The 22,566-nt window shown below is 71.4% G+C and carries 20 protein-coding genes; 11 read left to right on the forward strand and 9 right to left on the reverse strand.

Going from position 1 to position 22,566, the window contains the following annotated elements; genetic code table 11:
- Positions 1-48 precede the first annotated feature (48 nt).
- Positions 49-3,477 carry an error-prone DNA polymerase gene (locus tag CLV46_RS08665; RefSeq protein ID WP_100364396.1) on the forward strand — a complete coding sequence of 1,143 codons (3,429 nt, stop codon included), beginning with the start codon at positions 49-51 and terminating at the stop codon, positions 3,475-3,477.
- Between the two features lie 273 nt (positions 3,478-3,750).
- Here the strand turns inward: CLV46_RS08665 and CLV46_RS08670 are convergent, their stop codons facing one another.
- The gene (locus CLV46_RS08670; RefSeq protein WP_100364397.1) at positions 3,751-5,538 is read right to left on the reverse strand and encodes a DEAD/DEAH box helicase; all 1,788 of its coding nucleotides are present in this window, start codon (positions 5,536-5,538) and stop codon (positions 3,751-3,753) included.
- Between the two features lie 193 nt (positions 5,539-5,731).
- Between CLV46_RS08670 and CLV46_RS08675 the strand changes: the two genes are divergently transcribed.
- Positions 5,732-6,697 (forward strand): hypothetical protein, encoded by a 966-nt coding sequence (locus CLV46_RS08675; protein WP_100364398.1) that lies wholly within the window; start codon positions 5,732-5,734, stop codon positions 6,695-6,697.
- Here the strand turns inward: CLV46_RS08675 and dinB are convergent.
- The gene (gene dinB / locus CLV46_RS08680) at positions 6,694-7,932 is read right to left on the reverse strand and encodes a DNA polymerase IV (RefSeq protein WP_100364399.1); all 1,239 of its coding nucleotides are present in this window, start codon (positions 7,930-7,932) and stop codon (positions 6,694-6,696) included. The genes CLV46_RS08675 and dinB overlap by 4 nt on opposite strands.
- 106 nt (positions 7,933-8,038) lie before the next feature.
- On the opposite strand from dinB, the gene CLV46_RS08685 reads away from it, so the two are divergent.
- Positions 8,039-8,830 (forward strand): SGNH/GDSL hydrolase family protein, encoded by a 792-nt coding sequence (locus CLV46_RS08685; RefSeq protein ID WP_100364400.1) that lies wholly within the window; start codon positions 8,039-8,041, stop codon positions 8,828-8,830.
- Positions 8,831-8,842: 12 nt separating this feature from the next.
- Here CLV46_RS08685 and CLV46_RS08690 read toward each other — a convergent pair whose 3' ends face one another.
- Positions 8,843-10,072, reverse strand: a complete 1,230-nt coding sequence (locus CLV46_RS08690) for a D-alanyl-D-alanine carboxypeptidase family protein (protein ID WP_100364401.1) — start codon at positions 10,070-10,072, stop codon at positions 8,843-8,845.
- Positions 10,073-10,183: 111 nt separating this feature from the next.
- Between CLV46_RS08690 and CLV46_RS08695 the strand changes: the two genes are divergently transcribed.
- The gene (locus CLV46_RS08695) at positions 10,184-11,122 is read left to right on the forward strand and encodes an aminoglycoside phosphotransferase family protein (RefSeq protein WP_100364402.1); all 939 of its coding nucleotides are present in this window, start codon (positions 10,184-10,186) and stop codon (positions 11,120-11,122) included.
- Positions 11,123-11,198: 76 nt separating this feature from the next.
- On the opposite strand, the gene CLV46_RS08700 is transcribed toward CLV46_RS08695, so the two are convergent.
- On the reverse strand, positions 11,199-12,092 hold the full coding sequence (locus CLV46_RS08700) for a TrmH family RNA methyltransferase (protein WP_100364403.1): 894 nt from the start codon (positions 12,090-12,092) through the stop codon (positions 11,199-11,201).
- A 110-nt stretch (positions 12,093-12,202) separates the two neighbouring features.
- Between CLV46_RS08700 and CLV46_RS08705 the strand changes: the two genes are divergently transcribed.
- The 4 genes from CLV46_RS08705 (at position 12,203) to CLV46_RS08720 (ending at position 14,729) form a co-directional block, all read left to right on the forward strand.
- Positions 12,203-12,628, forward strand: a complete 426-nt coding sequence (locus CLV46_RS08705) for a hypothetical protein (RefSeq protein ID WP_100364404.1) — start codon at positions 12,203-12,205, stop codon at positions 12,626-12,628.
- 116 nt (positions 12,629-12,744) lie between these two features.
- Positions 12,745-13,608, forward strand: a complete 864-nt coding sequence (locus CLV46_RS08710) for a Sir2 family NAD-dependent protein deacetylase (protein WP_100364405.1) — start codon at positions 12,745-12,747, stop codon at positions 13,606-13,608.
- A 30-nt stretch (positions 13,609-13,638) separates the two neighbouring features.
- The gene (locus tag CLV46_RS08715) at positions 13,639-14,259 is read left to right on the forward strand and encodes a histidine phosphatase family protein (RefSeq protein WP_100364406.1); all 621 of its coding nucleotides are present in this window, start codon (positions 13,639-13,641) and stop codon (positions 14,257-14,259) included.
- On the forward strand, positions 14,256-14,729 hold the full coding sequence (locus CLV46_RS08720) for a YbaK/EbsC family protein (protein ID WP_100364407.1): 474 nt from the start codon (positions 14,256-14,258) through the stop codon (positions 14,727-14,729). Before CLV46_RS08715 ends, CLV46_RS08720 begins: the two co-directional genes overlap by 4 nt.
- Here the strand turns inward: CLV46_RS08720 and CLV46_RS08725 are convergent.
- The gene (locus CLV46_RS08725) at positions 14,692-15,783 is read right to left on the reverse strand and encodes a glycosyltransferase family 4 protein (RefSeq protein WP_100364408.1); all 1,092 of its coding nucleotides are present in this window, start codon (positions 15,781-15,783) and stop codon (positions 14,692-14,694) included. The two genes, CLV46_RS08720 and CLV46_RS08725, sit on opposite strands and share 38 nt — an antisense overlap.
- Positions 15,780-16,667, reverse strand: a complete 888-nt coding sequence (locus tag CLV46_RS08730) for an alpha/beta fold hydrolase (protein WP_100364409.1) — start codon at positions 16,665-16,667, stop codon at positions 15,780-15,782. The genes CLV46_RS08725 and CLV46_RS08730 overlap by 4 nt, the downstream gene beginning before the upstream one ends.
- Positions 16,668-16,742: 75 nt before the next feature.
- Here CLV46_RS08730 and treS point away from each other — a divergent pair, with 75 nt between their 5' ends.
- The 3 genes from treS to CLV46_RS08745 all read left to right on the forward strand — a co-directional run bounded on the left by treS (position 16,743) and on the right by CLV46_RS08745 (position 20,093).
- The gene (treS, locus tag CLV46_RS08735; RefSeq protein ID WP_100364410.1) at positions 16,743-18,467 is read left to right on the forward strand and encodes a maltose alpha-D-glucosyltransferase; all 1,725 of its coding nucleotides are present in this window, start codon (positions 16,743-16,745) and stop codon (positions 18,465-18,467) included.
- A gap of 14 nt (positions 18,468-18,481) precedes the next feature.
- Entirely contained in the window at positions 18,482-19,264 is a 783-nt protein-coding gene (locus CLV46_RS08740; RefSeq protein ID WP_100365976.1) for a putative protein N(5)-glutamine methyltransferase, read from the forward strand.
- Positions 19,265-19,328: 64 nt separating this feature from the next.
- Entirely contained in the window at positions 19,329-20,093 is a 765-nt protein-coding gene (locus CLV46_RS08745) for an exonuclease domain-containing protein (RefSeq protein WP_100364411.1), read from the forward strand.
- Positions 20,094-20,206: 113 nt separating this feature from the next.
- Here the strand turns inward: CLV46_RS08745 and CLV46_RS08750 are convergent, their stop codons facing one another.
- The 3 genes from CLV46_RS08750 to glgA form a co-directional block, all read right to left on the reverse strand.
- Positions 20,207-20,455, reverse strand: a complete 249-nt coding sequence (locus tag CLV46_RS08750) for a type B 50S ribosomal protein L31 (RefSeq protein ID WP_100364412.1) — start codon at positions 20,453-20,455, stop codon at positions 20,207-20,209.
- Between the two features lie 99 nt (positions 20,456-20,554).
- A complete protein-coding gene (locus CLV46_RS08755) occupies positions 20,555-21,337 on the reverse strand; it encodes an ABC transporter ATP-binding protein (protein WP_100364413.1) in 783 nt (260 codons plus the stop codon).
- Between the two features lie 26 nt (positions 21,338-21,363).
- Positions 21,364-22,548 (reverse strand): glycogen synthase, encoded by a 1,185-nt coding sequence (gene glgA, locus CLV46_RS08760; RefSeq protein ID WP_100364414.1) that lies wholly within the window; start codon positions 22,546-22,548, stop codon positions 21,364-21,366.
- Positions 22,549-22,566: the final 18 nt, after the last annotated feature.

The following is a 22,566-nucleotide window of genomic DNA, read 5'->3' on the forward strand; positions in this document are numbered from 1 at the left end:
CCCGGATGGAGCAGATGGAGCGTCGCGGCAGAAGGAGGTGAAGGACGCATGGGCTGGAACAACCCGCCGATCCCCTGGTCGGAGTTCGAGCGCGCCCTGACCGAGGGCCGTCGGCCCGGCAGCGTGCCGTCGACCACGGGCGACGGCGGCGACAGCCCAGCCTGGAGCCAGAAGCGCGCCGCCTACGTGCCGCCGGCGGGATTGCGCGCCGACGAGGCCGCGGTGCCCTACGCCGAGCTGCACGCGCACTCGGCCTTCAGCTTCCTCGACGGGGCGAGCCTGCCCGAGGAGCTGCTCGAGGAGGCGGCCCGGCTCGGGCTCTCCGGTCTCGCCCTCACCGACCACGACGGCTTCTACGGTGCGGTGCGTCTCGCCGAGGCGGCCGAGAGCTACGGCATCACGACCGTGTTCGGTTCGGAGCTCTCCCTCGATCTCACCGCCCCGCAACTGGGCGCCCCCGACCCGGAGGGCACCCACCTGCTCGTGCTCGCCCGGCAGGAGGAGGGCTACCACCGGCTCGCCGCGGCGATCACCGCCGGACAGCTCGCCGGCGGTGAGAAGGGGCGCCCGGTCTACGACCTCGACGACCTCTCGGCGCGCGCCGACGGGCACTGGCTCGTGCTGACCGGATGCCGCAAGGGCGCGGTGCGTCAGGCGCTCACGGGTGAGGGGTCGGCGAGCATCCGCGCCCGCCGGGCGGGTGAGGAGCTCGACCGTCTCGTCGCCCTCTTCGGACACGACAACGTCGCCGTCGAGCTGTTCGACCACGGCACCCCGCTCGACAGCACCCACAACGACGCGCTCGCCGAGCTCGCGGCCGCCCGCGGACTGCCCGTCGTCGCGACCGGATCGGTGCACTACGCGACCCCCGCGAAGCATCCGCTCGCCACCGCCCTCTCCGCCGTGCGCGCGCGGCGCAGCCTCGATGAGCTCGACGGCTGGCTGCCCGCCTCCGGGGCCGCCCATCTGCGCTCGGGTGCCGAGATGGCGGAGCGCTTCCGCCGGTACCCCGGCGCGGTGTCGCGCACGGTGCAGTACGCCGAGGAGCTCGGGTTCTCGCTGCGGCGGGCGAAGCCGCGCCTGCCGCGGCAGAAGGTGCCCGAGGGGCACACGCCGATGAGCTACCTGCGGCAGCTCGTGTGGGAGGGCGCCGCCCGCAAGTACCCGCGGCTGAGCGACGCCGACCGGGCCCGCATCGAGCGCGAGCTCGACGTGATCGAGACCAAGGACTTCCCGGGCTACTTCCTCATCGTGTGGGACATCGTGCGCTTCGCGCGCGAGCGCGGCATCCTCTGTCAGGGGCGCGGTTCTGCCGCGAACTCGGCCGTCTGCTACCTGCTGAACATCACCGCCGTCGACGCGATCGCCCGCGATCTGCCGTTCGAGCGGTTCCTCTCGGCGATGCGCGAGGAGGAGCCCGACATCGACGTCGACTTCAACTCCGACCGTCGCGAGGAGGTCATCCAGTACGTCTACGCCAAGTACGGCCGGCAGAACGCCGCGCAGGTGGCGAACGTGATCAGCTACCGTCCGAAGAACGCGGTGCGCGACATGGCGCGCGCCCTCGGCTACAGCCCGGGACAGCAGGACGCCTGGTCGAAGCAGGTGGAACGCTGGGGCGCGCTCGTCGAGAGCAACGACCACGACATCCCCGACCAGGTGGTCGGGCTCGCGACGCAGACGCTCAAGCTGCCGCGGCACCTCGGCATCCACTCCGGCGGCATGGTGCTCACCGACCGCCCGGTGGGCGAGGTCGTGCCGATCGAGCATGCGCGCATGGACGGCCGCACGGTGCTGCAGTGGGAGAAGGACGACTGCGCCTGGATGGGCCTCGTCAAGTTCGACCTGCTGGGGCTCGGGATGCTCGCCGCGCTGCAGTACGCGCTCGACCTCATCCGCGACACGACGGGTGAGGACTGGCAGCTCGACACCATCCCGCAGGAGGAGCAGGGCGTGTACGACATGCTCTGCCGCGCCGACTCGATCGGCGTGTTCCAGGTAGAGTCGCGCGCGCAGATGGGGCTACTACCGCGCCTGCAACCGCGCAGCTACTACGACCTCGTCGTGCAGATCGCGCTCGTGCGGCCCGGACCCATCCAGGGCGGCGCGGTGCACCCGTTCGTGCGCCGCAAGCTCGGCAAGGAGCCCATCACCTATCCGCATCCGAAGCTCGAACCGGTGCTGGAGCGCACCCTCGGGGTGCCGGTGTTCCAGGAGCAGCTCATGCAGATGGCGATGGCCGTCGGCGAGTGCACGGGCGACGACGCCGACCTGCTTCGGCGGGCGATGGGGTCCAAGCGCGGGCTCGAGCGCATCGACTCGCTGCGCGAGAAGCTCTACGCCGGCATGGCCAACAACGGCATCACCGGCGCGCTCGCCGACGAGCTGTACGGCCGCATCCAGGCGTTCGCGAACTTCGGCTTCGCCGAGAGCCACAGCCTGAGCTTCGGGCTGCTCGTCTACGCGAGCTCGTGGGTCAAGCTGCACTACCCGGCGGTGTTCCTCGCCTCGCTGTTGCGCTCGCAGCCGATGGGGTTCTACTCCCCCGCGTCGCTCGTCGCGGATGCGGAACGGCACGGCGTCGAGGTGCGCCGGCCGTGCATCCTGCGCTCCGGCGCGCTCACCGGGCTCGAGTCGCTCGCCGACCCCGCGCATCGCGGCCCGCTCGAGCCGACCGGACTCGACGCGTGCCTCGAGCGGGAGCAGCCGCACGTGCCCGTGTTCGACCCCACCGCGCCCGACGAGACGCTCGCGCATCGCCGCGACGGCCGCTTCGCGGTGCGGATGGGGCTCACCGAGGTGAAGGGCATCGGTGCGGAGGTGGCGGAGCGGATCGCGGCGGAGCGCGACGCGAACGGCCCGTACCGCAGCATGGCCGACCTGGTGCGGCGCACCGGGCTCGTCGCCGCGCAGCTCGAGGCGCTCGCAACCGCGGGCGCCTTCGACGCGCTCGGGATGTCGCGGCGCGAGGCGCTGTGGGCGGCCGGCAACGCCGCGCTCGACCGGGCCGAGTTCCTGCCCGACAGCTTCGTCGCGGTGCAGCCGCCGCTGTTCGCGATGCCGACCGAGACGGAGGTGCTGCTCGACGACCTGTGGGCCACGGGCGTCTCCCCCGGCGACCACCCGCTGCGGCACATCCGGAACGACCTCGATCAGCGCGGCGTGCTCACCGCCGCGGCGCTGCGCACCGCCGAGTCGGGGCGCCGCGTGGAGGTGGGCGGCATCGTGACGCACCGGCAGCGCCCGGCGACCGCGAGCGGCATCACGTTCCTCAACCTCGAGGACGAGACCGGGCTCGTCAACATCATCTGCTCGGTGGGGCTGTGGAGCCGGTACCGCCGCGTGGTGCGCGACGCGCCCGCCCTCATCGTGCGCGGCATGCTCGAGCGTTCGGAGGAGGGTGTCACCAACGTGCTCGCCGACGGGGTGGAGCCGCTGTCGATCACGGTGCCGACCCGCTCCCGCGACTTCCGCTGAGCGGCGCGCGTCCGCATCCGCACCCCGCGACGCACCACGGCGTCGCCGTCGGGATCGGTTTCCCGTCAGTAGTCGCCCTTATCGGCGCCCCGTAAGGGCATCTACTGACGGGAAACGGATGACCGACACGGGCCGCCGCTACCGGGCGCGACCCTGCCGCGGTTTCCCGTCGCGAATTGCGGGTCGTGTCCGCCCGCACCGCAATCTGCGACGGGAAATCGAGATGCGCTGCGGCGATTGCTGCAACGGGCTCAGCGACCGGAGCGCGCCGGGTCAGCCGCCGATGCGCTTGCGGAGGTAGTCGATGCGCGCCTGCAGCTGGGTGACCGAGCAACGGGCGACCTCCGGGCCGCCGCAGACGCGGCGGACCTCCGCGTGCACCATGCCGTGCGGCATGTTCACCGTACGCGCGTAGATGCCGACGAGGCTGTTGAGCAGGCTGCGCTGCTCCTTGAGCGTGCGGTACAGCGCAGGCGGCGGCTCCTCGCGCTGCTCGGGCGGCGTGTGCCGCTGCTTCTCCGCCACGCGCCGCGACTGCCGCGCCTGCCGCGCCTTGAGCAGCTCGCTCACCTGCTCCGGTTCCAGCAGCCCCGGGAGCCCGATGAAGTCGAGCTCCTCCTCCGTGCCGGGCTCGACGAGCTGGCCGTATTCGGCGCCGTCGTACATGACCTTCTCGAAGGTCGCCTCGGAGTCGAGGGCGAGCCACTCGAACTCGGTGGTGAGGTCCTCCGACGCCTTCTCCTGCCGGTTCGCCTCGTCGATGAGCTGATCGTCGAGACCGTCGTCGGTGCGTTCCCGGTCGAGGGCGTGCTCCCGCTCGAGCTCCATCTGCGAGGCGAGGGCGAGCAGGATGGGCACGCTCGGGATGAAGATCGACGCCGTCTCGCCGCGACGCCGGGTGCGCACGAAACGCCCGATCGCCTGGGCGAAGAACAGCGGTGTCGAGGCCGAGGTCGCGTACACGCCGACGCTGAGCCGTGGCACGTCGACGCCTTCCGAGACCATGCGCACCGCGACGAGCCAGCGCTGCTCGCCCTGGGAGAACTGCTCGATCCGTTCGCTCGCGCCCTTGTCGTCGGAGAGCACCACGGTGGGTGCCTCGCCGGTGATCTGCTGCAGGATCTCGGCGTACGCGCGCGCCACCGTCTGATCGGTCGCGATGACGAGGCCGCCGGCATCCGGCACCGAGTGCCGCACCTCGGTGAGCCGCCGGTCGGCCGCGCGCAGCACCGCGGGGATCCACTCCCCGTTCGGGTCGAGCGCGGTGCGCCACGCCTGCGAGGTGACATCTTTCGTGTCGGGTTCGCCGAGCCGCGCCTCCATCTCCTCGCCCTGGCGGGTGCGCCAGCGCATCCGGCCCGCGTAGGAGAGGAAGATGACCGGACGCACGACGCCGTCCTGCAGCGCCCGTCCGTAGCCGTAGTCGTAGTCGGTCTGCGAGAGGCGGATGCCGCGCTCGTCGCGCAGGTAGCGCACGAACGGGATGGGCGCCGTGTCGGAGCGGAACGGGGTGCCGGTGAGCGACAGGCGGCGCGTCGCCGGTTCGAACGCCTCGCGGATGGCGTCGCCCCAGCTGAGCGCGTCGCCGCCGTGATGCACCTCGTCCAGGATCACGAGCGTGCGACCGGACTCGGTGAGCTCGCGGTGCAGCGCCGCCCGCACGGCGATCTGCGCGTAGGTGACGGCGACGCCGTGGTAGTGCCGCGCGTAGCGCTGCTGCCGGTTCTGGAACTGCGGGTCGAGCCGGATGCCGGCGCGGTGCGCGGCGTCGGCCCACTGCCGCTTGAGGTGCTCGGTCGGGGCGACGACGGTGATGCGGTCGATCGTGCGCCGGTGCAGCAGTTCGCTCGCGAGCCGGAGGGCGAACGTCGTCTTACCGGCGCCCGGGGTCGCGGCGACAAGGAAGTCCTTGGGCTCGGTGCGGAAGTACTCCTCGAGCGCCTCGGCCTGCCACGCGCGCAGGGCTCCGGCGGTTCCGCGGGCCGCGCGCTCGGGGTAGGAGGGTGGCAGTCGCTCGGCCGCTCCCCCGCCCAGATGCGGGTGTTCGATCGCGCTGCTCACTCGACGAGATTCTACCGGCCCGGGTACGACATCCGCCCCTGTCGCGAGGAACCGCTACGCGCTAGTGTCGGGGCACCACACCGATCGAGGGAAGGAGGACGCCGTGATCACCAGTATCCGCGTCTCCCCCTCGTCGTCTCGCTGATCCGTGGTCCGCGACGCCGGGGAACGCCCGGACTCTCGAGGAGAGAGTGTGTCTTCCCACATCAGCACCACCATCACCCGCGCCGCGTCGATCGACGAGGCGGCGCACGCCCTCAGCGGACTCGACCTGCAGGTCGACGTTCCGCTCGCCCATCGACTGACCGATCCCGAGGAGGTGCGGGCGGCGTTCGAGAAGAACAACCGCCGGCCCGGATGGGTCTGGCTCGCCCGGCGTGAGGGGCGTGTCGTCGCCGCCCTCGCCGCGTGGGCCGGCAGCGACGCCGACCTCCCCGTCGCGCTCGACCTGCCCTGGCTCGGCACCGAGCCGGACCGCGTGCAGCTCTTCGCGGAACTGCTCGCCACCGCGTACGCGGAGCTACGCGAACAGGGACTCCCGCGTGTCGAGCTGAATCTCGTGCTCCCACCGGATCGGACGACGATGCCGCCGCCGTTCCTCCCGGACATGCACGACGCGCTCGCCACCGCCGGGTTCCGGCACCTCGTCGGGCGGCGGCGTTTCCGTGCCGACGATCCCGCACGGGTGCCCGAGACGACCGACCGCCTGCGCTTCGAGCCGGTCGAGTCGCACCGGGATCCGGTACTCGTCGATGCGTACCGCCGCACCCTCGTCGACAGCGTCGATGCGCACACCGTCGAAGCGGCACGCTCTCAATCGCTCGACGAGATCACCCACGAGGATCTGCGCGACATGGAGCTGTTCATCCGGCCCGTGTCCTTGTGGCGCGTCGCCTACGACCGCACGGACGGCGCGCTCGTGGGGCTCGTGACCGGCGGCGCCGGCGAGCGGGCCCTCAACGGCTACGTCGGCGTCGTGCCCGAGAAGCGTGGGCACGGCTTCGCCGCCGACCTGCTCGCGTTCATGACCCGGCAGCAGTTCGCCGCGGGGGCGCGGTCCATCGCCGGTGAGACCGACGACGACAACGTCGCGATGGGCATTACGTTCGAGCGCGGCGGGTACGTGCAGGAGAGCGCCCGAGTCGACTTCGTGCGCTAGTCGGCCGGCGGCCGGTCGCGCTTCCGGCGGTTCAGGAGCGCGGCCGGCGTCACGGCACCGCGGCCGAAGCGCTCGGCGACCGCGTCGATCGTGGTCTCGGTCTCGCGCCATGCCTCGTCGTCGTCCCACAGTCCGAGCGCGGTGCCCTCGGGGCGGCCGAGCTGCTCCATCCTCACCCCGACGAGCCGGATGCGGTCGCCCGGCTTCGCGACGGCGTCGTAGACCTCGCGCACCTCCTCATAGATGCGGCGTCCCAGGTCGGTGGGCTCGGCGAGGGTGCGCGAGCGGGTGATGGTCGTGAAGTCGGTGTACCGGAGCTTGAGCGACACCGTGCGCCCGACCACCCCGTGCTTGCGCAACCGCACCCCCACCTGGTCGGAGAGGCGCAGCAGCTCGCGGTGCACCTGCTCCGGCTCGGTGAGGTCGCGACCGAACGTCGACTCGTGCCCGACGCTCTTCTCGATGCGCTCCGTCTCGACCGAGCGCGGGTCGCGAGCCCACGCGAGCGCGTGCAGCTTGGCTCCGCCCGCCGCACCGACCCAGCGGTGCAACGTCTCGACGGGGGTGCGCGCGAGGTCGCCGACCGTCTGCAGCCCCATGGCGCGCAGCTTCTCCTCGGTGCGGGCGCCGACGCCCCACAGCGCGGAGATGGGCAGCGGATGCAGGAAGTCGAGCGTCTCGGCCTTCGGCACGACGAGCAGTCCGTCGGGCTTCGAGCGGCTCGAGGCGAGCTTGGCGACGAACTTCGTGGCGGCGACGCCGATCGAGCACGTGAGCCCGGTCTGCTCCTGCACCCGACGGCGCACGTCGACGGCGATCTCGTACGGGGTGCCGAGCAGCCGCCGCGCCCCGGCGACGTCGAGGAACGCCTCGTCGATGCTCAGCTGCTCGACGAGCGGGGTGACGCTGCGGCAGATCTCCATGACCTCGCCGGACAGGCGCGAGTACTTCTCGAAGTGCGGTTCGAGGATGACGGCGTTCGGGCACTTGCGCAGGGCGACGCTCATCGGCATCGCCGAGTTCACCCCGTACTGCCGGGCGACGTAGTTCGCGGCCGTGACGACCGAGCGCATCGAGTCGTGGCCGATCACGACGGGCAGATGCCGCAACTCGGGGCGGTCGAGCAGCTCCACCGACGCGTAGAACGCGTCGAGGTCCATGTGCAGCACGTGGGCCGCCGGGTCGTCCACCGGCGCGGTGGTGACCTGGCGGCCTCGACCGTCCTGCTTGCTCACCCGCCCATCCTCGCAGCCGCCACCGACCGTGGGGCCCGCCGCTCGACCCGTGCTGATCCCTCTCCGGGTGGATGTGGGCGGCGCTCGGGTTTGGCACCCTGGAGGCATGACACAGCATCACCCGTGGTCACGGTACGTCGCGCTCGGTGACTCGTTCACGGAGGGCATCGGAGATCCGGAACCGCGCAGCCCCGGCGGGCACCGCGGCTGGGCGGATCGGGTCGCCGAGGTGTTGAGCGAACAGACCGAGGATCTCGCCTATGCCAACCTCGCGGTCCGCGGCCGCCTGCTCCAGCAGATCATCGACGAGCAGATCGAACCCGCCCTCGAACTGCGGCCCGACCTGATCACCATCTCGGCGGGCGGCAACGACATCATCCGGCCCAACACCGATCCCGACGAGGTCGCGGGACGCATCGACGGCGCCATCGCCCGGTTGCGCTCCGACGGCGCGACCGTCGCCCTCTTCACCGGACCAGACATCGGCATGACGCCGGTGCTCGGGCGGGTGCGCGGCAAGGTCGCGATCTACAACGAGAACCTGCGCGCGGTCGCCGCGCGGCACGACGCCGTCATCATCGACATGTGGGCATTGCGCGAACTGCGCGACCCGCGCATGTGGGCGCCGGACCGGCTGCACTTCTCCCCCACCGGGCACCACACGATCGCGATCGCCGTGCTCGATGCGCTCGGCGTCGAGCACTCGCTCGAGCCGTACCGGCCCGAGCCGATGCACCCCGTGCCGTGGCGTCAGGCGCGCGTCGAGGACATCGGCTGGGCGCGGGAGTACCTCCTGCCGTGGGTGCTGCGGCGCATCCGCCACCAGTCCTCCGGCGACAACATCACGGCGAAGCGGCCGCTCGCCGGGCGGGTGCGGGAGACCGACCGGACGCTCTGATCGGGCGGCTGGTCAGAACAGCAGAGCGATCGGGTTCGTCAGCCGCCACCACGGCCCGGGATCGTCGATCTCGTCGGCGAGCCGCAACGTGATGTCGGTCGTCTCCCCCGCGACGGTGACCCGCAGCGCACCCGCGTCGCTGCCGGCGTGGGCGAGGTGCACCTCGCGCGAGTCGACGGTCGCCGCGACCGGCGCATCCGACCAGACGACGGTGCGGTGGTCGCCGACGACGACGAGGTCGCTCCGGTCGCCCCACTCGCTCGCGTAACTGCCGACCACCTCGCCGTCGGTCGCGAGCGTGACCTCCTGGAAGCCCGGCGTCACCGAGGCGAGCAGCGCCTGCACATCGGTGTCGAGCTGATCGTGGTCCTCGGCACCGAGCACCGCACCGACGACGGTGACCGTTCCACCCCCGACAGGGAGGTCGGCGGCGAAGAGCAGGCACGCCCCCGCCTCGTCGAGCGTGCCGGTCTTGATCCCGTCGACGCCGCCCATGCCGAGCAGCCCGTTGGTGTTGTCGAGTCGTCCGATGTCGTGCAGCTGCATCGTCGGCGTGGCCACGATCTCGGCAACCACCGGATGTTCGAGGGCGAGTTTGCCGAGCGTCACCAGATCGGCGGTCGAGCTGCGGTTGTCGGGCGACATGCCCGTGCTGTCGACGATCGTCGTCTGCGTGAGCCCATGGGCGGCGACCCACGCGGTCGCCGCGTCCACGTACGCCTGGTGCGACCCGAACGCCCACGTGGCGAGCGTCTCCGCGTAGTTGTTGGCCGATTCGATGAGCACGAGGTCGAGCATCTCCCGCTGGGTGAACTGCAGGCCCGGGCGCACCGACACCACCTTGCCGTTGCGGGCGAGGTAGGAGTCGTAGAGCGCGACATCCGCCGTCGTCGTCTCGATCGTGGGTCCGGTCTCCCCTACGGCGAGCGGATGCGCGTCGAGCACCACGAGAGCGGTGACCACCTTGGTGATCGAGGCGATGGATCGCGGAGCCGTGTCCCCCGACGTCGCGAGCACGCCGTCCCAGCCGACCGCGCCGATGGCGCCGCCACCATAGGCGGGGAACGTCGGGGCCGCCGGTGCGGTGGTGATGGGCGGCAGCTCGACGGGGCGGAATTCGGCCGCACTCACCGGAGCGAGCAGCGTCGTCGGAAGGTAGAGGAGCACGGCGAGCACCGCGGCGAGTCCGCCGAAGACGGCGACCCGGCGGCGCCGGTAGATCTGGGCACGGGTCAGCGGCACCGCATCATCCTAGGGAGGCCCCGAGGCGACAGTGCGCGCGCACACGCCGCAACGGCGGAGCCGTGCCGGCGGTCCCGGTGCCCGAGGAGCGACGCTGGCTAGGGTTGTTCCATGCCGCTGCCGCCGTTCGAATCGAGCGCGATCGACGCCTATCCCGCGAAGTCGGACTGGGACGCGGTGTCGACCGAACTGTTCGACACCGTGCTCGCCGAGTGGGAGCTCAGCGAGCCGGAGATGCTCGACGCGGGCGAGGGCGGCGTCGTGGCGCGCGTCACCCGTCCGGACGGGTTGCGCGCGGTGCTCAAGGTCGGCTTCCCGCACATCGAGGCCGTGTGGGAGGCGGCGGTGCTCGATGCGCTCCCCGACGACCTGGCGCCGGCGGTCTACCGCGTCGACCCGTGGCGCTGGGCGACGCTCATGGAGTCCATCGAGCCGGGCGTCCCGCTAGTGCGCGCCGGGCTTCCCTTCGATCACAGCCTCGAGATCGCCGGCGGCCTGCACCGCCGCCTCACCGCGTGCCCGGTGCCCTACACCGACGTGGATCGGCTGGACGACCAGCTCACGTACTTCCTGCGTCGGGCGCTCGTCTCGCTCGACGTGCACGCCGAGGCCGCCCGGCGCCACGGCGTGCCGTCGGATCGGGTGCGGGACGCCCTCCGGGAGGGCCTCGACCTCACGAGCGCTCGCACGGGGACCGCGCTCATCCACGGCGACTTCAACCCGGGCAACCTCATCTCCTCGGGCGACGACTGGCGCATCATCGACATCAAGCCGCTCGTCGGCGACCCCGCGTTCGACCTGCAGCCCCTCGTGCGCGACCTCGCCGACCGGATCTCGCGCGATGACGCCGACCTGCTGCGGCGCGGGGTGGTCGTCGCCGCCCGAGCCATGGGGTGCGACCCCGTGCGGGCAGCCCGGTGGGCGCGCGTGCGTGCCGCGCTCAACGTCAGCTGGTGCCTCGACGACCTCGACGCGGCGCAGGCCGTCGTCGAGGCGCGGCACCTGGCGTGCTGGGATCGCGTGGCCGAGGGGCTCAGTTCAGCGGCGTAGCGCCCACAGCGCGACGGCGCTCCACCGAGCATCAAGCTGCCCGCGCCACCCGTCGCCCGCTGCGTACGGATGACGTCTATCGCGTCGCATAGAACGCCACCGCCGAACTCGCCGCGACGTTGAGCGAGTCGACGCCGCCCATCATCGGGATCGTGACGCGCCGATCGAGCAGTCGATCGGTGTGAGGTGTGAACCCATGGCCTTCACTGCCGAACACGAGAGCGAGGCGCTCATGGTCTTGGGCGACCAGTTCGTCGAGTGTGATCGCGCCCTCCCCCAGGGTCATGCCTGCGACGACATAGCCGGCATCCTGGAGCTCCTGCACGCTCGTCGGCCAGTTGTCTATGCGCGTCCACGGCACTTGGAAGACAGCGCCCATCGAGACTCTCACGCTGCGTCGGTAGAGGGGATCCGCGCAGGAGGGGGTCACGAGGACCGCGTCGACGCCCATCGCCGCTGCTGATCTGAAGCACGCCCCGACGTTGGTGTGGTCGGTCAGACCTTCAAGGATCGCGATCCTCGAGCGACGCTTCGGGGACTCGGCCCGCGACGACGCACCGTATTCATCGCAACCGCCCGCATCGGCGATGTCCTCGAACTCGACGACACGACGGGCGTCCGCCAGCACCTCGGCGACCGGACGCGGCGCCGGCCGGTGCATGCTCGCGAGCAGACCGCGGTGCACGGCGTATCCAGTCACCTGCTCGGCGACCTCGTTCGGCACGATATAGAGCGGCACGCCGGGATCGGTGCCGACGAGCAGCTCGGCCGCATCCTCGACCCACTTCTGCTGCACGAGCACGGAGCGGGGGCGGTGCCCCGCCGCCAGTGCGCGCGCGAACACCTTCGCCGACTCCGCGATGTACAGTCCGCCTTCCGGTTCGACGGTCCGCCGCAGCGCCACATCGGTGAGGTCGCGGTAGTCGGACAGGCGCGGGTCGTCGGCGTCGTCGATCTCGTAGCGGATCATCGGACCATCGTCGCATCTGCCGCTCCCGGCACCGGCCGCGCACCTAGACTCGGCCGCGGGGGAACCGACCGACCACGGTCGACTCGGGTGGACCAGCAGAAGGAGCTCGCATGACTGCCGTGCAGCGGGGGCGCATCGCCCGTCTCGTCGGTCCCTACCTCGGCGACGAACGGTCCGCCCGCCTTGCGTGGGCACGCACGCTCGCCCTCAGCCACCTCGTGCTGGATGACCTCACCGGCGATCGCGACGACGAGGGCGTGCGCATCCTCTCCCACCAGCTGGCCCTCGCGGCCGTCATCACGCTCTCCTGCGGAGGAGACCTCGATGTCGCCGCCACTCATCACGACCGCCTCGCCGCGGACCTGGATGCCGTGCGTCCGGGAGAGGATGCCCGGAGCGCGCTCGGCAGCGCCGTGCTCGCCCATCGTCTCGCGGCGCAGATCTGCCGAGGCGACCTCGCGCGCCTGCGGCGGTTCGCCTCCCATCGCCGGGACGGCGAGGACTACGCCGCCGAGCTGGGGCTGCCGCCGGTTTGATCCTCGGGCGGCGTACGACCTCGAGGACGGAAGCGGGGCAGGGCTGATGTCGAGTCGCCGGAAACAATCCCGACACCTGCGACGTTTACGCTGAGGTGGAAGGGCTCGGAGGTGCCATGACGACGGTCGGCAGTGGATCGGTCGTGCTTCCCGAGCGCGACCGCGCGGCGCAGCCCGCGATCGACGAGGCGGTCGACCTCTTGCGCGGTCGCACCGTGGCGGTGCTCACCGGCGCCGGGGTCAGCACCGACTCCGGAATCCCCGACTACCGCGGCGAGGGCGCCCCGGTGCGCACGCCGATGACGTTCCAGCAGTTCCTCGCCGATGCGGACTACCGCCGCCGCTACTGGGCCGGCAGCCACCTCGGATGGCGCACCTTCAGCACGACCGAGCCGAACGTCGGGCACCGGATGCTCGCGGAGCTCGAGCAGGCGGGCGTCGTCAACGGCATCGCCACGCAGAACGTCGACGGCCTGCACCTGCGCGCGGGCTCCCGGCGTGTCGTCGACCTGCACGGCAGCATGGACCAGGTGCGCTGCCTCGAGTGCGGGCAGGTGTACGCCCGCGGCGGCATCGCCGAGCGCATCGAGCGCGAGAACCCGTGGCTCGACGACCCCGGCGCGGTCGAGCTCGCCCCCGACGGCGACGTCGAGGTCACCGATATCAGCCGGTTCGTGCCCCCGGTCTGCAGCGTCTGCGGCGGGGTACTCAAGCCCGACATCGTGTTCTTCGGGGAGTTCGTGCCGACCGAGAAGTTCGCCGAGGCGGCGGCGCTCGTGCGCTCGGCCGACGCGCTGCTCATCGCCGGCTCGTCCCTCGTGGTCAACTCCGGCATCCGGCTGCTCGAGCAGGCCCTGCGGCGCCGGCTGCCGGTGGTCATCCTCAACCGCGGTGTCACGAAGGGCGACGGTCGGGCGACGATTAAGATCGATGCGGGCACGTCGGAGACACTGACCGCGCTGCGAGACCGACTCGTCTGAGCCGTCGTCGCCCTTCCCCGGAAGGACACCATGACGTACCTGTACCTCGTGCGCCACGGCGAGACGGACTGGAACCGCGCGCGACGCATCCAGGGCGCCACCGACATCCCGCTCAACTCGACCGGCCGCGAGCAGGCGGCTGCGACCGGCCGGCTGCTGAGCCGCCGCCGCTGGAGCGCCATCGCCGCGAGCCCGCTCTCGCGGGCGGCCGACACGGCGCGACTCATCGCGCGGGAGATCGGACTCGGCGAGCCGGAACTCGTCGCCGACCTCGTGGAGCGGAACTACGGCGAGGCGGAGGGGCTCACCTGGCCGGAGGTCGAGGAGCGCTTCCCGCACGGGGCGACCGTGCGCGGGCGCGAGACGCGTGAGCAGGTCGCCGAACGCGTCGTGCCGGCGCTGCTCGGACTCGCCGCGGAGCACGAGGGCGAGTCGGTCGTCGTGGTGAGCCACGGCGGCGTCATCCGCGCGGTGCTCGACGCCGTCGAACCGGGTCGGCACACGGAGCCGATCAGCAACGGCTCGGTGCACAGCTTCCGGGTGGAGGACGGGACGCTGCGGCTGATCGCCTTCGACGACCCGATCGAGGAGAGGTCCGTGCTTCCCGGCGCCGACGACCTCGACGAGCAGAACGCGCTGGAGCGCCGGTGAGCGAGAAGGGCACCCGGCGCTTCCTCGACCGCGCCGCCGAGCTCGGTGTGGACGATCTCGACGTGCGCGTGCTCGACGACTCCGCGCACACGGCCGCCCAGGCCGCGACCGCCGTCGGCACCGAGGTCGACGCGATCGTGAAGAGCCTCCTGCTGCTCGTGGGCGGCTCCCCCACGCTCGCTCTCGTCTCCGGCGGTCACCGTCTCGACACGGCGGGCCTCGCCGCGACGCTCGGCGCGGAGGTCGCCCTCGCCGACGCGCGCACCGTGCGCGAGCACGCCGGCTACTCGATCGGCGGGGTGCCGCCGTTCGCCCACCCGGCGCCGCTGCCGACGCTGTTCGACGAGACGCTCCTGCGGTTCGACACGGTGTGGGCCGCGGCCGGCAGCGCCCACGCGGTCTTCCCCATCGCCGTCGACCGACTGCGGGCGATCACCGGCGCGCGCGTCGTGGCGCTGGCCGAGCGCTGACCTTCCGCAGCACGTCGAGCAGGATGTCCGCCGAGCGGTCCCAGTCGTAGAACTCCGCCCGGGCGCGGCTCGCGGCCGACCGCGCGGGCCAGTCCGCGTCGAGTTCACGGATGCGCGCGGCGAGCGCGTGCGCGTCGCCGGCGGGGAAGAATGCGGCGGCGGAGCCACCGATCTCACGGAAGATCGGGATGTCGGTCACGACCACCGGCGTGCCGTGCCCCATCGCCTCCACGAGCGGGATGCCGAACCCCTCGTCGCGTGACGCGCTCACGAGGGCCGTGGCGCGGGCCAGCAGCGCGCGGTACTCGTCGTCGGTGACGCCGTCGTGCACGACGATGCGGGCCTCCGGCGCGAGCGCGAGCAGACGGTCCCGTTCGGCGGGGGCGATGCGGCTGAGCAGGTGCAGCTCGTGGCCGGGCAGTTCCCGCATCGCCCGCACGACCGTGTCCACGTCCTTGTAGGGCATGAAGGAACCCATGTAGACGAGCACGCCGTCGGTCGGGCGGTCGCGCTCGACGCGCGGCGGCAGGTCGCTCGCGTTCGGCACCACGACGATGTCGCGCCGGGTGAGCCGGTGCTCGCGCATGAGCCGCTTCGTGGTCTCCGAGACGGTCACCACGAGGTCGGCACCGTTGAGCAGCAGACGTTGCGGCCACCACGCGCGGTGGTACAGGCGCCAGGCGACCCGCACGAACCAGGGCAGGTCACGCGGCGGCGTCGGGTGGGCGTAGTAGATGAGGTCGTGCAGGGTCGACACGAACCGGTACCGACGGCCGAGCGAACCCATGGTCTGCATCGGCGTGTAGACGACGTCGGGTTCGAGCCGGTTCACGTGCCGCGCGACGAACGGCTCCCCCGGGCTCGTCGGCGACGGGATGCGGTGCCACGGCAGCTCCGGCAGCTTCGTGAGCTGCCGTTCGTCGGAGATCAGCAGCTCGAGCCGCAGATCGGGCAGCTCGCGCGCCGCGAGGGCGGCGACGAGCGAGGCGGTGAATCGGCTGATGCCGTCGTGGTGCCCCACCCGCACATAACGGCAGTCGATGAGCACCTTCACGAGGGAAGGAACTCCGCGATCGCGTGGGCCGCCTCGACCGGCTTCTCGTAGTGGATGAGGTGGCCCACTCCCGTGAGCACCTCGAGTCGCGCATCCGGGAACCGCTTCAGCAGGGCGTGCTGCGCCTCGATCGGGGTGATGTCGTCGCGATCCGCCGCGACGAGCAGGGTGGGCACGGCGATGCGGGCGGCGAAGTGGCTGACGTCGCTCGACACCGAGGCACGGAACGCCTCGAGCACCACGCGGCGGTCGGCGAAACGGCTGAAGTAGCGGTCGTGCTGCCCGTGGATCCAGCGACGCAGGCGCGGTTCCCGGGTCTTGGCCATGGCGACGCTCATGATCCGCACGATCGCGCGGTTGCGCAGCAACGCGAAGCCGAGCCGCTCGGGAAGGAGCGCCGCGATCCGGTAGTAGAGCACCGCGAGGCGGGTGAGCACGCCCCGGGGTCCGGCGAGAGCCGGTGCGGCGATGGGGTTCACGAGCACGAGCCGCGGGGTCGCGAGCCCGTCGGCGACGGCACCCGAGGCGACGATGGAGCCGAAGGAGTGCCCGAGCACGACCGCACGTCCGGTGAGCCCGAGCGCCTCGACGAAGTCGCGCAGCCACCGCCCGTAGCCGGGCACGTCGTGACGGGTGCCGCTCATCGGCGTCGACTCGCCGAAGCCGGGCAGGTCGGGGGCGACGAACCGCACGTCGGGGAGGTAGGCGATCACGGGCTCGAGGCCGTGGTGCTCACCGCGGAATCCGTGCACCACGACGATCGTCGTCGCGGCGTCGGCGGGGCCGTACTCCCAGTATCGGGTGGTCGACCCGAGCACCTCGATCTCGCCCGCGCGAACCGGGCGATCGGCGAGTGCGGCGGCGTACGGCGAGGAGTCGTGCATCCGCACCAGTCTACGTCTGGGCAACCTCCCAGCCGCTGTGCCGAGCGCCCGCGACGCGACTCTAGACTTGCGTGCGTGACCTTCACCGCGCCGATCACCTTGCCCGGCCTCACGCTCGATCCGCAGTGGTACCGCCGCAGCGTCTTCTACGAGGTGATGATCCGTTCCTTCGTCGATTCCAACGGCGACGGCACGGGCGACCTCGGCGGGCTGATCTCGAAACTCGACTACCTGCAGTGGTTGGGTGTCGATGCGCTGTGGCTCCCGCCGTTCTACGCGTCGCCGATGCGCGACGGCGGCTACGACGTGTCGGACTTCCGCTCGATCCTGCCGGAGTTCGGCACCCTCGACGAGTTCCGCGAGCTCGTCACGAAGGCCCACGAGCGCAACATGCGCGTCATCATGGACTTCCCGCTCAACCACACCTCCGATCAGCACGAGTGGTTCCAGCAGTCCCGCAGCGACCCCGAGGGTCCCTACGGCGACTACTACGTGTGGAGCGACACGGACGAGAAGTACGAGAACATCCGCATCATCTTCGTCGACACCGAGGACTCGAACTGGACGTTCGACTCGGAGCGCCGGCAGTTCTTCTTCCACCGGTTCTTCTCCCACCAGCCCGACCTCAACTTCGAGAACCCGGCGGTGCAGGAGGAGATTTTCGACATCATCCGGCACTGGATGGACATGGGTGTCGACGGGATGCGCCTCGACGCGATCCCCTACCTGTTCGAGTCCGAGGAGGGCAACGGCGAGGGCGAGCCGCCCACCCACGAGTACATCAAGCGCATCCGCGAGATGGTCGACCGCGAGTACCCGGGCCGCATCCTGGTCGCCGAGGCGAACCAGTGGCCGCGTGAGGTCGCCGCGTTCTTCGGCACCGAGGAGGAGCCGGAGTGCCACATGGCGTTCGACTTCCCGGTGATGCCGCGCATCTTCTACTCGCTGCGGTCGCAGCGCGCCGACGAGCTCGTGCGCATCCTGTCGGAGACGACGGATGTGCCCGAAGGCGCCGCGTGGGGGGTCTTCCTGCGCAACCACGACGAGCTCACGCTCGAGATGGTGAGCGAGGAGTACCGCCAGGCGATGTACGGCTGGTACGCCTACGACCCGCGGATGCGGTCGAACATCGGCATCCGGCGCCGGCTCGCTCCCCTGCTCGACAACTCGCGTGCGGAACTCGAACTCGCGCACGCGCTGCTGTTCTCCCTGCCGGGCAGCCCGTTCCTCTACTACGGCGACGAGATCGGCATGGGCGACAACATCTGGCTGCCCGACCGCGACAGCTCGCGCACGCCGATGCAGTGGACCCCCGACCGCAACGCCGGCTTCTCGACGGCCGACCCGGGCAAGCTGTACCTGCCCGTCGTGCAGTCGCTCGTGTACCACTACAACCAGATCAATGTCGAGGCGCAGCTCGCGCAGTCGCGGTCGCTGCTGCACTGGGTGCGCAACGTCATCCACGTGCGCAAGGCGCACCCGGTCTTCGGCCTCGGTTCGCTGCGCGTGCTGAAGACCGACCACGATTCGGTGCTCGCGTTCGTGCGGGAGTATGAGGGTGAAGGCAGCCAGTTCGGCGATTCGCCCGAGAAGGTGCTCTGCGTGTTCAGCTTCGCCCACAACCCGGTGTCGGTCACGATCGACACCGAGGATCTGGGAACGTCGCCGCTGTACGACCTGTTCGGCGGCGGCGAGTTCCCGTCGGTCGGTGAGGACGGCAAGATCACCCTCACGCTCGCGACGCAGTCGTTCTATTGGTTGCACGTGGGCGAACCGCGCATCATCGTGGGGATCGTCTGAGCGACGCCTCCGGGATCCCGGCCCGCGAGGCGCGACGGCGTCGCGACGCCGACGCTGTCGAGCGGCTGCGCGCCGCCGGCTGCGTCTTCGCCGAGGACGAGGCGGCGCTCCTGGCCGCGGAAGCGCGCTCGGACGAGGAGTTCGAGCGGATGCTGCGCGAGCGTGTCGACGGACGCCCCCTCGAGATCGTGGTCGGCTGGGCCGGGTTCGACGGTCTGCGGGTGATCGTCGACGAGCAGGTGTTCGTGCCGCGGCGTCGCACCGAGCTGCTCGTCGAACTGGCGGCGGAGCACGGCGGTCGGGTCGTCGTCGACCTGTGCTGCGGCTCGGGCGCGATCGGTCTCGCCCTCGCCCGGCGGCTGCCCGGCCTCGAGCTGCACGCGGCCGACATCCATCCCGCGGCCGTCTCGACCGCCCGGCGCAACCTCGCGGGAATCGGCGAGGTGCACGAGGGCGATCTGTTTGACGCGCTCCCGCGCCGGTTGCGCGGCAAGATCGACCTGCTCGCCGTCAACGCCCCCTACGTGCCCACCCGGGCGATCGCCGACATGCCGCCCGAGGCGCGGAACCATGAGCCGCTCGTGACGCTCGACGGCGGAGCCGACGGGCTCGACCTGCACCGGCGTGTCGCCGCGGAAGCCGGGTCGTGGCTCGCCCCCGGCGCGGCGCTCCTCATCGAATGCGGGGAACCGCAGGCAGCCGCGTCGGCGGCCCTCTTCGCGGCGCGCGGCTTCACGGCTCGGATCGAGCACGACGAGGATCGCGCCGCGACCGTCGTCGTGGCGATCGCGCCCTGACCTGTCCGCGGGCACGCCGCGTCGCCTGCCCGCCCGTGTCGGACGGCCGGGATAGTTTGCCGTCATGCCCCGCCCCTGGTCACACGAGCTCGCGGTGTTCGATCTCGAGACCACCGGCATCGACGTCGAGACGGCGCGCATCGTCACCGCTCACGTGGGAATCCTCGACGGCACCGGCGCCGTGGTCGACCAGTGGCAGTGGCTCGCCGACCCCGGAGTGGAGATCCCGGAGGGCGCGAGCGCCATCCACGGCATCACCACCGAACGGGCGCGAGCCGAGGGCCGACCCGCCCGTGCGGTCGTCGGCGAGATCGTCGCCACGCTCGACACCCTCGTCGCCGCGGGCCTCCCGCTCGTGATCTACAACGCCCCGTACGACCTCACGGTGCTCGCACGCGAGTCCCGCCGTCACCGTGTGCGGCCGCTCGTCGAGCCCCGCCCCGTGATCGACCCTCTCGTCATCGACAAGCACGTGGACCGGTACCGGCGCGGCAAGCGCACCCTGTCGGTCACGAGCGAGTTCTACGGCGTGCGGCTCGACGCCGCCCACGACGCGAGCGCCGACGCCGTCGCGGCCGGACGTGTGGCACTCGCCCTCGCCGCCGCGTACGGAGACTGGCTCGGCGACGACGGCCACGCCCTGCACGACCGTCAAGCCCGCTGGTGCCGGGCCCAGGCCGCGAGTTTCCAGGAGTACATGCGTCGCGAGAAGGATCCGGAGTTCGTCGCGTGCGGCGAGTGGCCGGAGCGGATGCCGCCGGCGGTCGAACTCACCCCCCGGCTCGAGACCCCGGCGCCCGAAGTGGCCGACTCCCGCGACGTCGCCTGAGCATCCGAGACCGTTCGCCCGGCCGGAACTCCCGCGTGGCCCGGGCGATCCGGTGCCGCCAACGACGACGGGCGGCCCGCCGAAGCGGACCGCCCGTCAGAAGAAGCGTGGGATCAGGCGCCGAAGCCCTTGAAGCGCTGGTTGAACTTCTCGACACGACCGGCCGAGTCGAGGATGCGCTGCTTGCCCGTGTAGAACGGGTGCGACGCCGACGAGATCTCGACGTCGATGACGGGGTAGGTGACGCCGTCGAGCTCGATCGTCTTGTCGCTCGTCGCGGTCGACCGCGTGAGGAAGGTCTCGCCGGACGCCAGGTCGCGGAAGACCACCGGAGCGTACGTGGGGTGGATGTCAGTCTTCATGGGTGTGTCCTCAGGAGGTTTCCGGGGAGAGATCAAAGCGGATGGGCGCTCAGGCCCGACCATCGAGAATAGCACGGCGGAGGCCCGCAGCGCGGGACTTCACGCCGCGCGCGCCGTGAACCGGCCGTCGTCCTTGCCGACGACGAGTTCGAGACCGAAGGTCTCCCCCAGCCGCTCCGCCGTGATGACCTCGTCGACGGGACCCTGCGCCGTGACGCGACCGTCGGCGAGCAGGAGGGCGTGCGTGAAGCCCGTGGGGATCTCTTCGACGTGGTGCGTGACCATGACGATCGCGGGAGCCTCCGCAGCACTGGCGTAGCCGCCGAGCAGTTGCACAAGCTCCTCGCGGGCCCCGAGGTCGAGGCTCGCGGCGGGCTCGTCGAGCAGCAGGATCTCCGGGTCGGTCATGACCGAGCGGGCGATCTGCACGCGCTTCTGCTCGCCGTCGCTCAACCGGCCGAACGGCCGGTCGGCGAGGTGGTCGAGTTTCCACTCCGCGAGCACGCGCTGCGCGCGGCGCACGTCGATGTCCTCGTAGTCCTCGTTCCAGCGGCCGGTCACCGAGTACGCAGCGGTGAGCACGGCATCCAGCACCGTCTCCGCCGCGGGGATGCGCCGGGCGAGAGCCGTCGAGGCGAAGCCGATGCGGGTGCGCAGCTCGAACACGTCGACGCGACCGAGCGTGTTCTCGAGCACCGTCGCGGTGCCCGAGGTCGGGTGCATGTTCGCCGAGGCGATCTGCAACAGCGTGGTCTTGCCCGCCCCGTTCGGACCGAGGACGACCCAGCGCTGGTCGGGTTCCACCGCCCACGAGACGGAGTCCAGGATGGCGGTGCCGTCACGCACCACGGAGACGTCGGAGAGCTCGAGAACGCTGGCCATGATGGGCTCCAGCCTACGGCACCGGGTCAGGCGAGCAGGGACTCGTAGACCTCGCGCGTGCGTGTCGCGATCTGCGACCAGGCGAACTCCGCTTCGGCCCGGGCGCGGCCCTCCGCACCCATCCGGCGGGCCGTCTGCGGGTCGGTGACGACCTCGGTGAGCGCCGCTGCGAGGTCCGCGACGAAGCGCTCCTCGTCGAGCGGCGTGCCCGTGCCGTCGTCGGCCTGCTCGATCGGCACGAGGCGTCCCGTCACACCGTCGGCGACGACCTCGGGGATGCCGCCGGTCGCGGTCGCGACCACCGGCGCACCGCACGCCATCGCCTCGAGGTTCACGATGCCGAGCGGCTCGTAGACGCTCGGGCAGACGAAGGTCGTCGCGTGCGACAGCACAGCGGCGAGCTGATGCTGCTCGAGCAGTCGGTCGATCCACACGACACCACTGCGCTCCTCCTGCAGCGCGGCGACGCCGGCCTGCACCTCCGCGAGGATCTCCGGGGTGTCCGGCGCGCCCGCGCACAGCACGAGCTGCACGTCGGCGGGCAGTCGCGAGGCGGCGCGCAGCAGGTACGGCAGCCCCTTCTGCCGCGTGATCCGACCGACGAAAACGACGGAGGGCCGGTCGGGGTCCACCCCGAGAGAACGCACGAGCTCCGCATCCTCGCGGCGGGTCCACTTCTGCAGGTCGATGCCGTTGTGCACCACCTGCACGCGCGACTCGTCGAGCGAGGGATACGAGCGCAGGATGTCGCGACGCATGCCGTGGCTCACGGCGATGACCGCATCCGCCGATTCGAACGCGTCGCGCTCGATCCAGCTCGACACGCGGTATCCGCCGCCGAGCTGTTCGGCCTTCCACGGACGCAGCGGCTCGAGGCTGTGGGCGGTGACGACGTGCGGGATGTCGTGCAGCAGCGCCGCGAGGCGACCGGCGGCGTTCGCGTACCAGGTGTGCGAATGCACCAGGTCGGCACCGCCGGCATCCTGCGCCATCTGCAGGTCGACGCCGAGGGTCGCGAGGGCGGGATTGGCACCGGTGAGCTGAGCGGGCACGAGATATCCGTACACACCGGGCTCGTCGCGCGGGTTGCCGAAGCAGCGCACGAGCACGTCGATCTCGGTGCGCAACGCCTTCACGAGCTCGGCGACATGCACCCCGGCGCCTCCGTAGACGTCCGGCGGGTATTCACGGCTGAGAAGATCCACGCGCACGGGAGTCGACGCTACTCC

The organism is Diaminobutyricimonas aerilata, from assembly GCF_002797715.1.
Classification (GTDB): Bacteria; Actinomycetota; Actinomycetes; order Actinomycetales; family Microbacteriaceae; genus Diaminobutyricimonas; species Diaminobutyricimonas aerilata.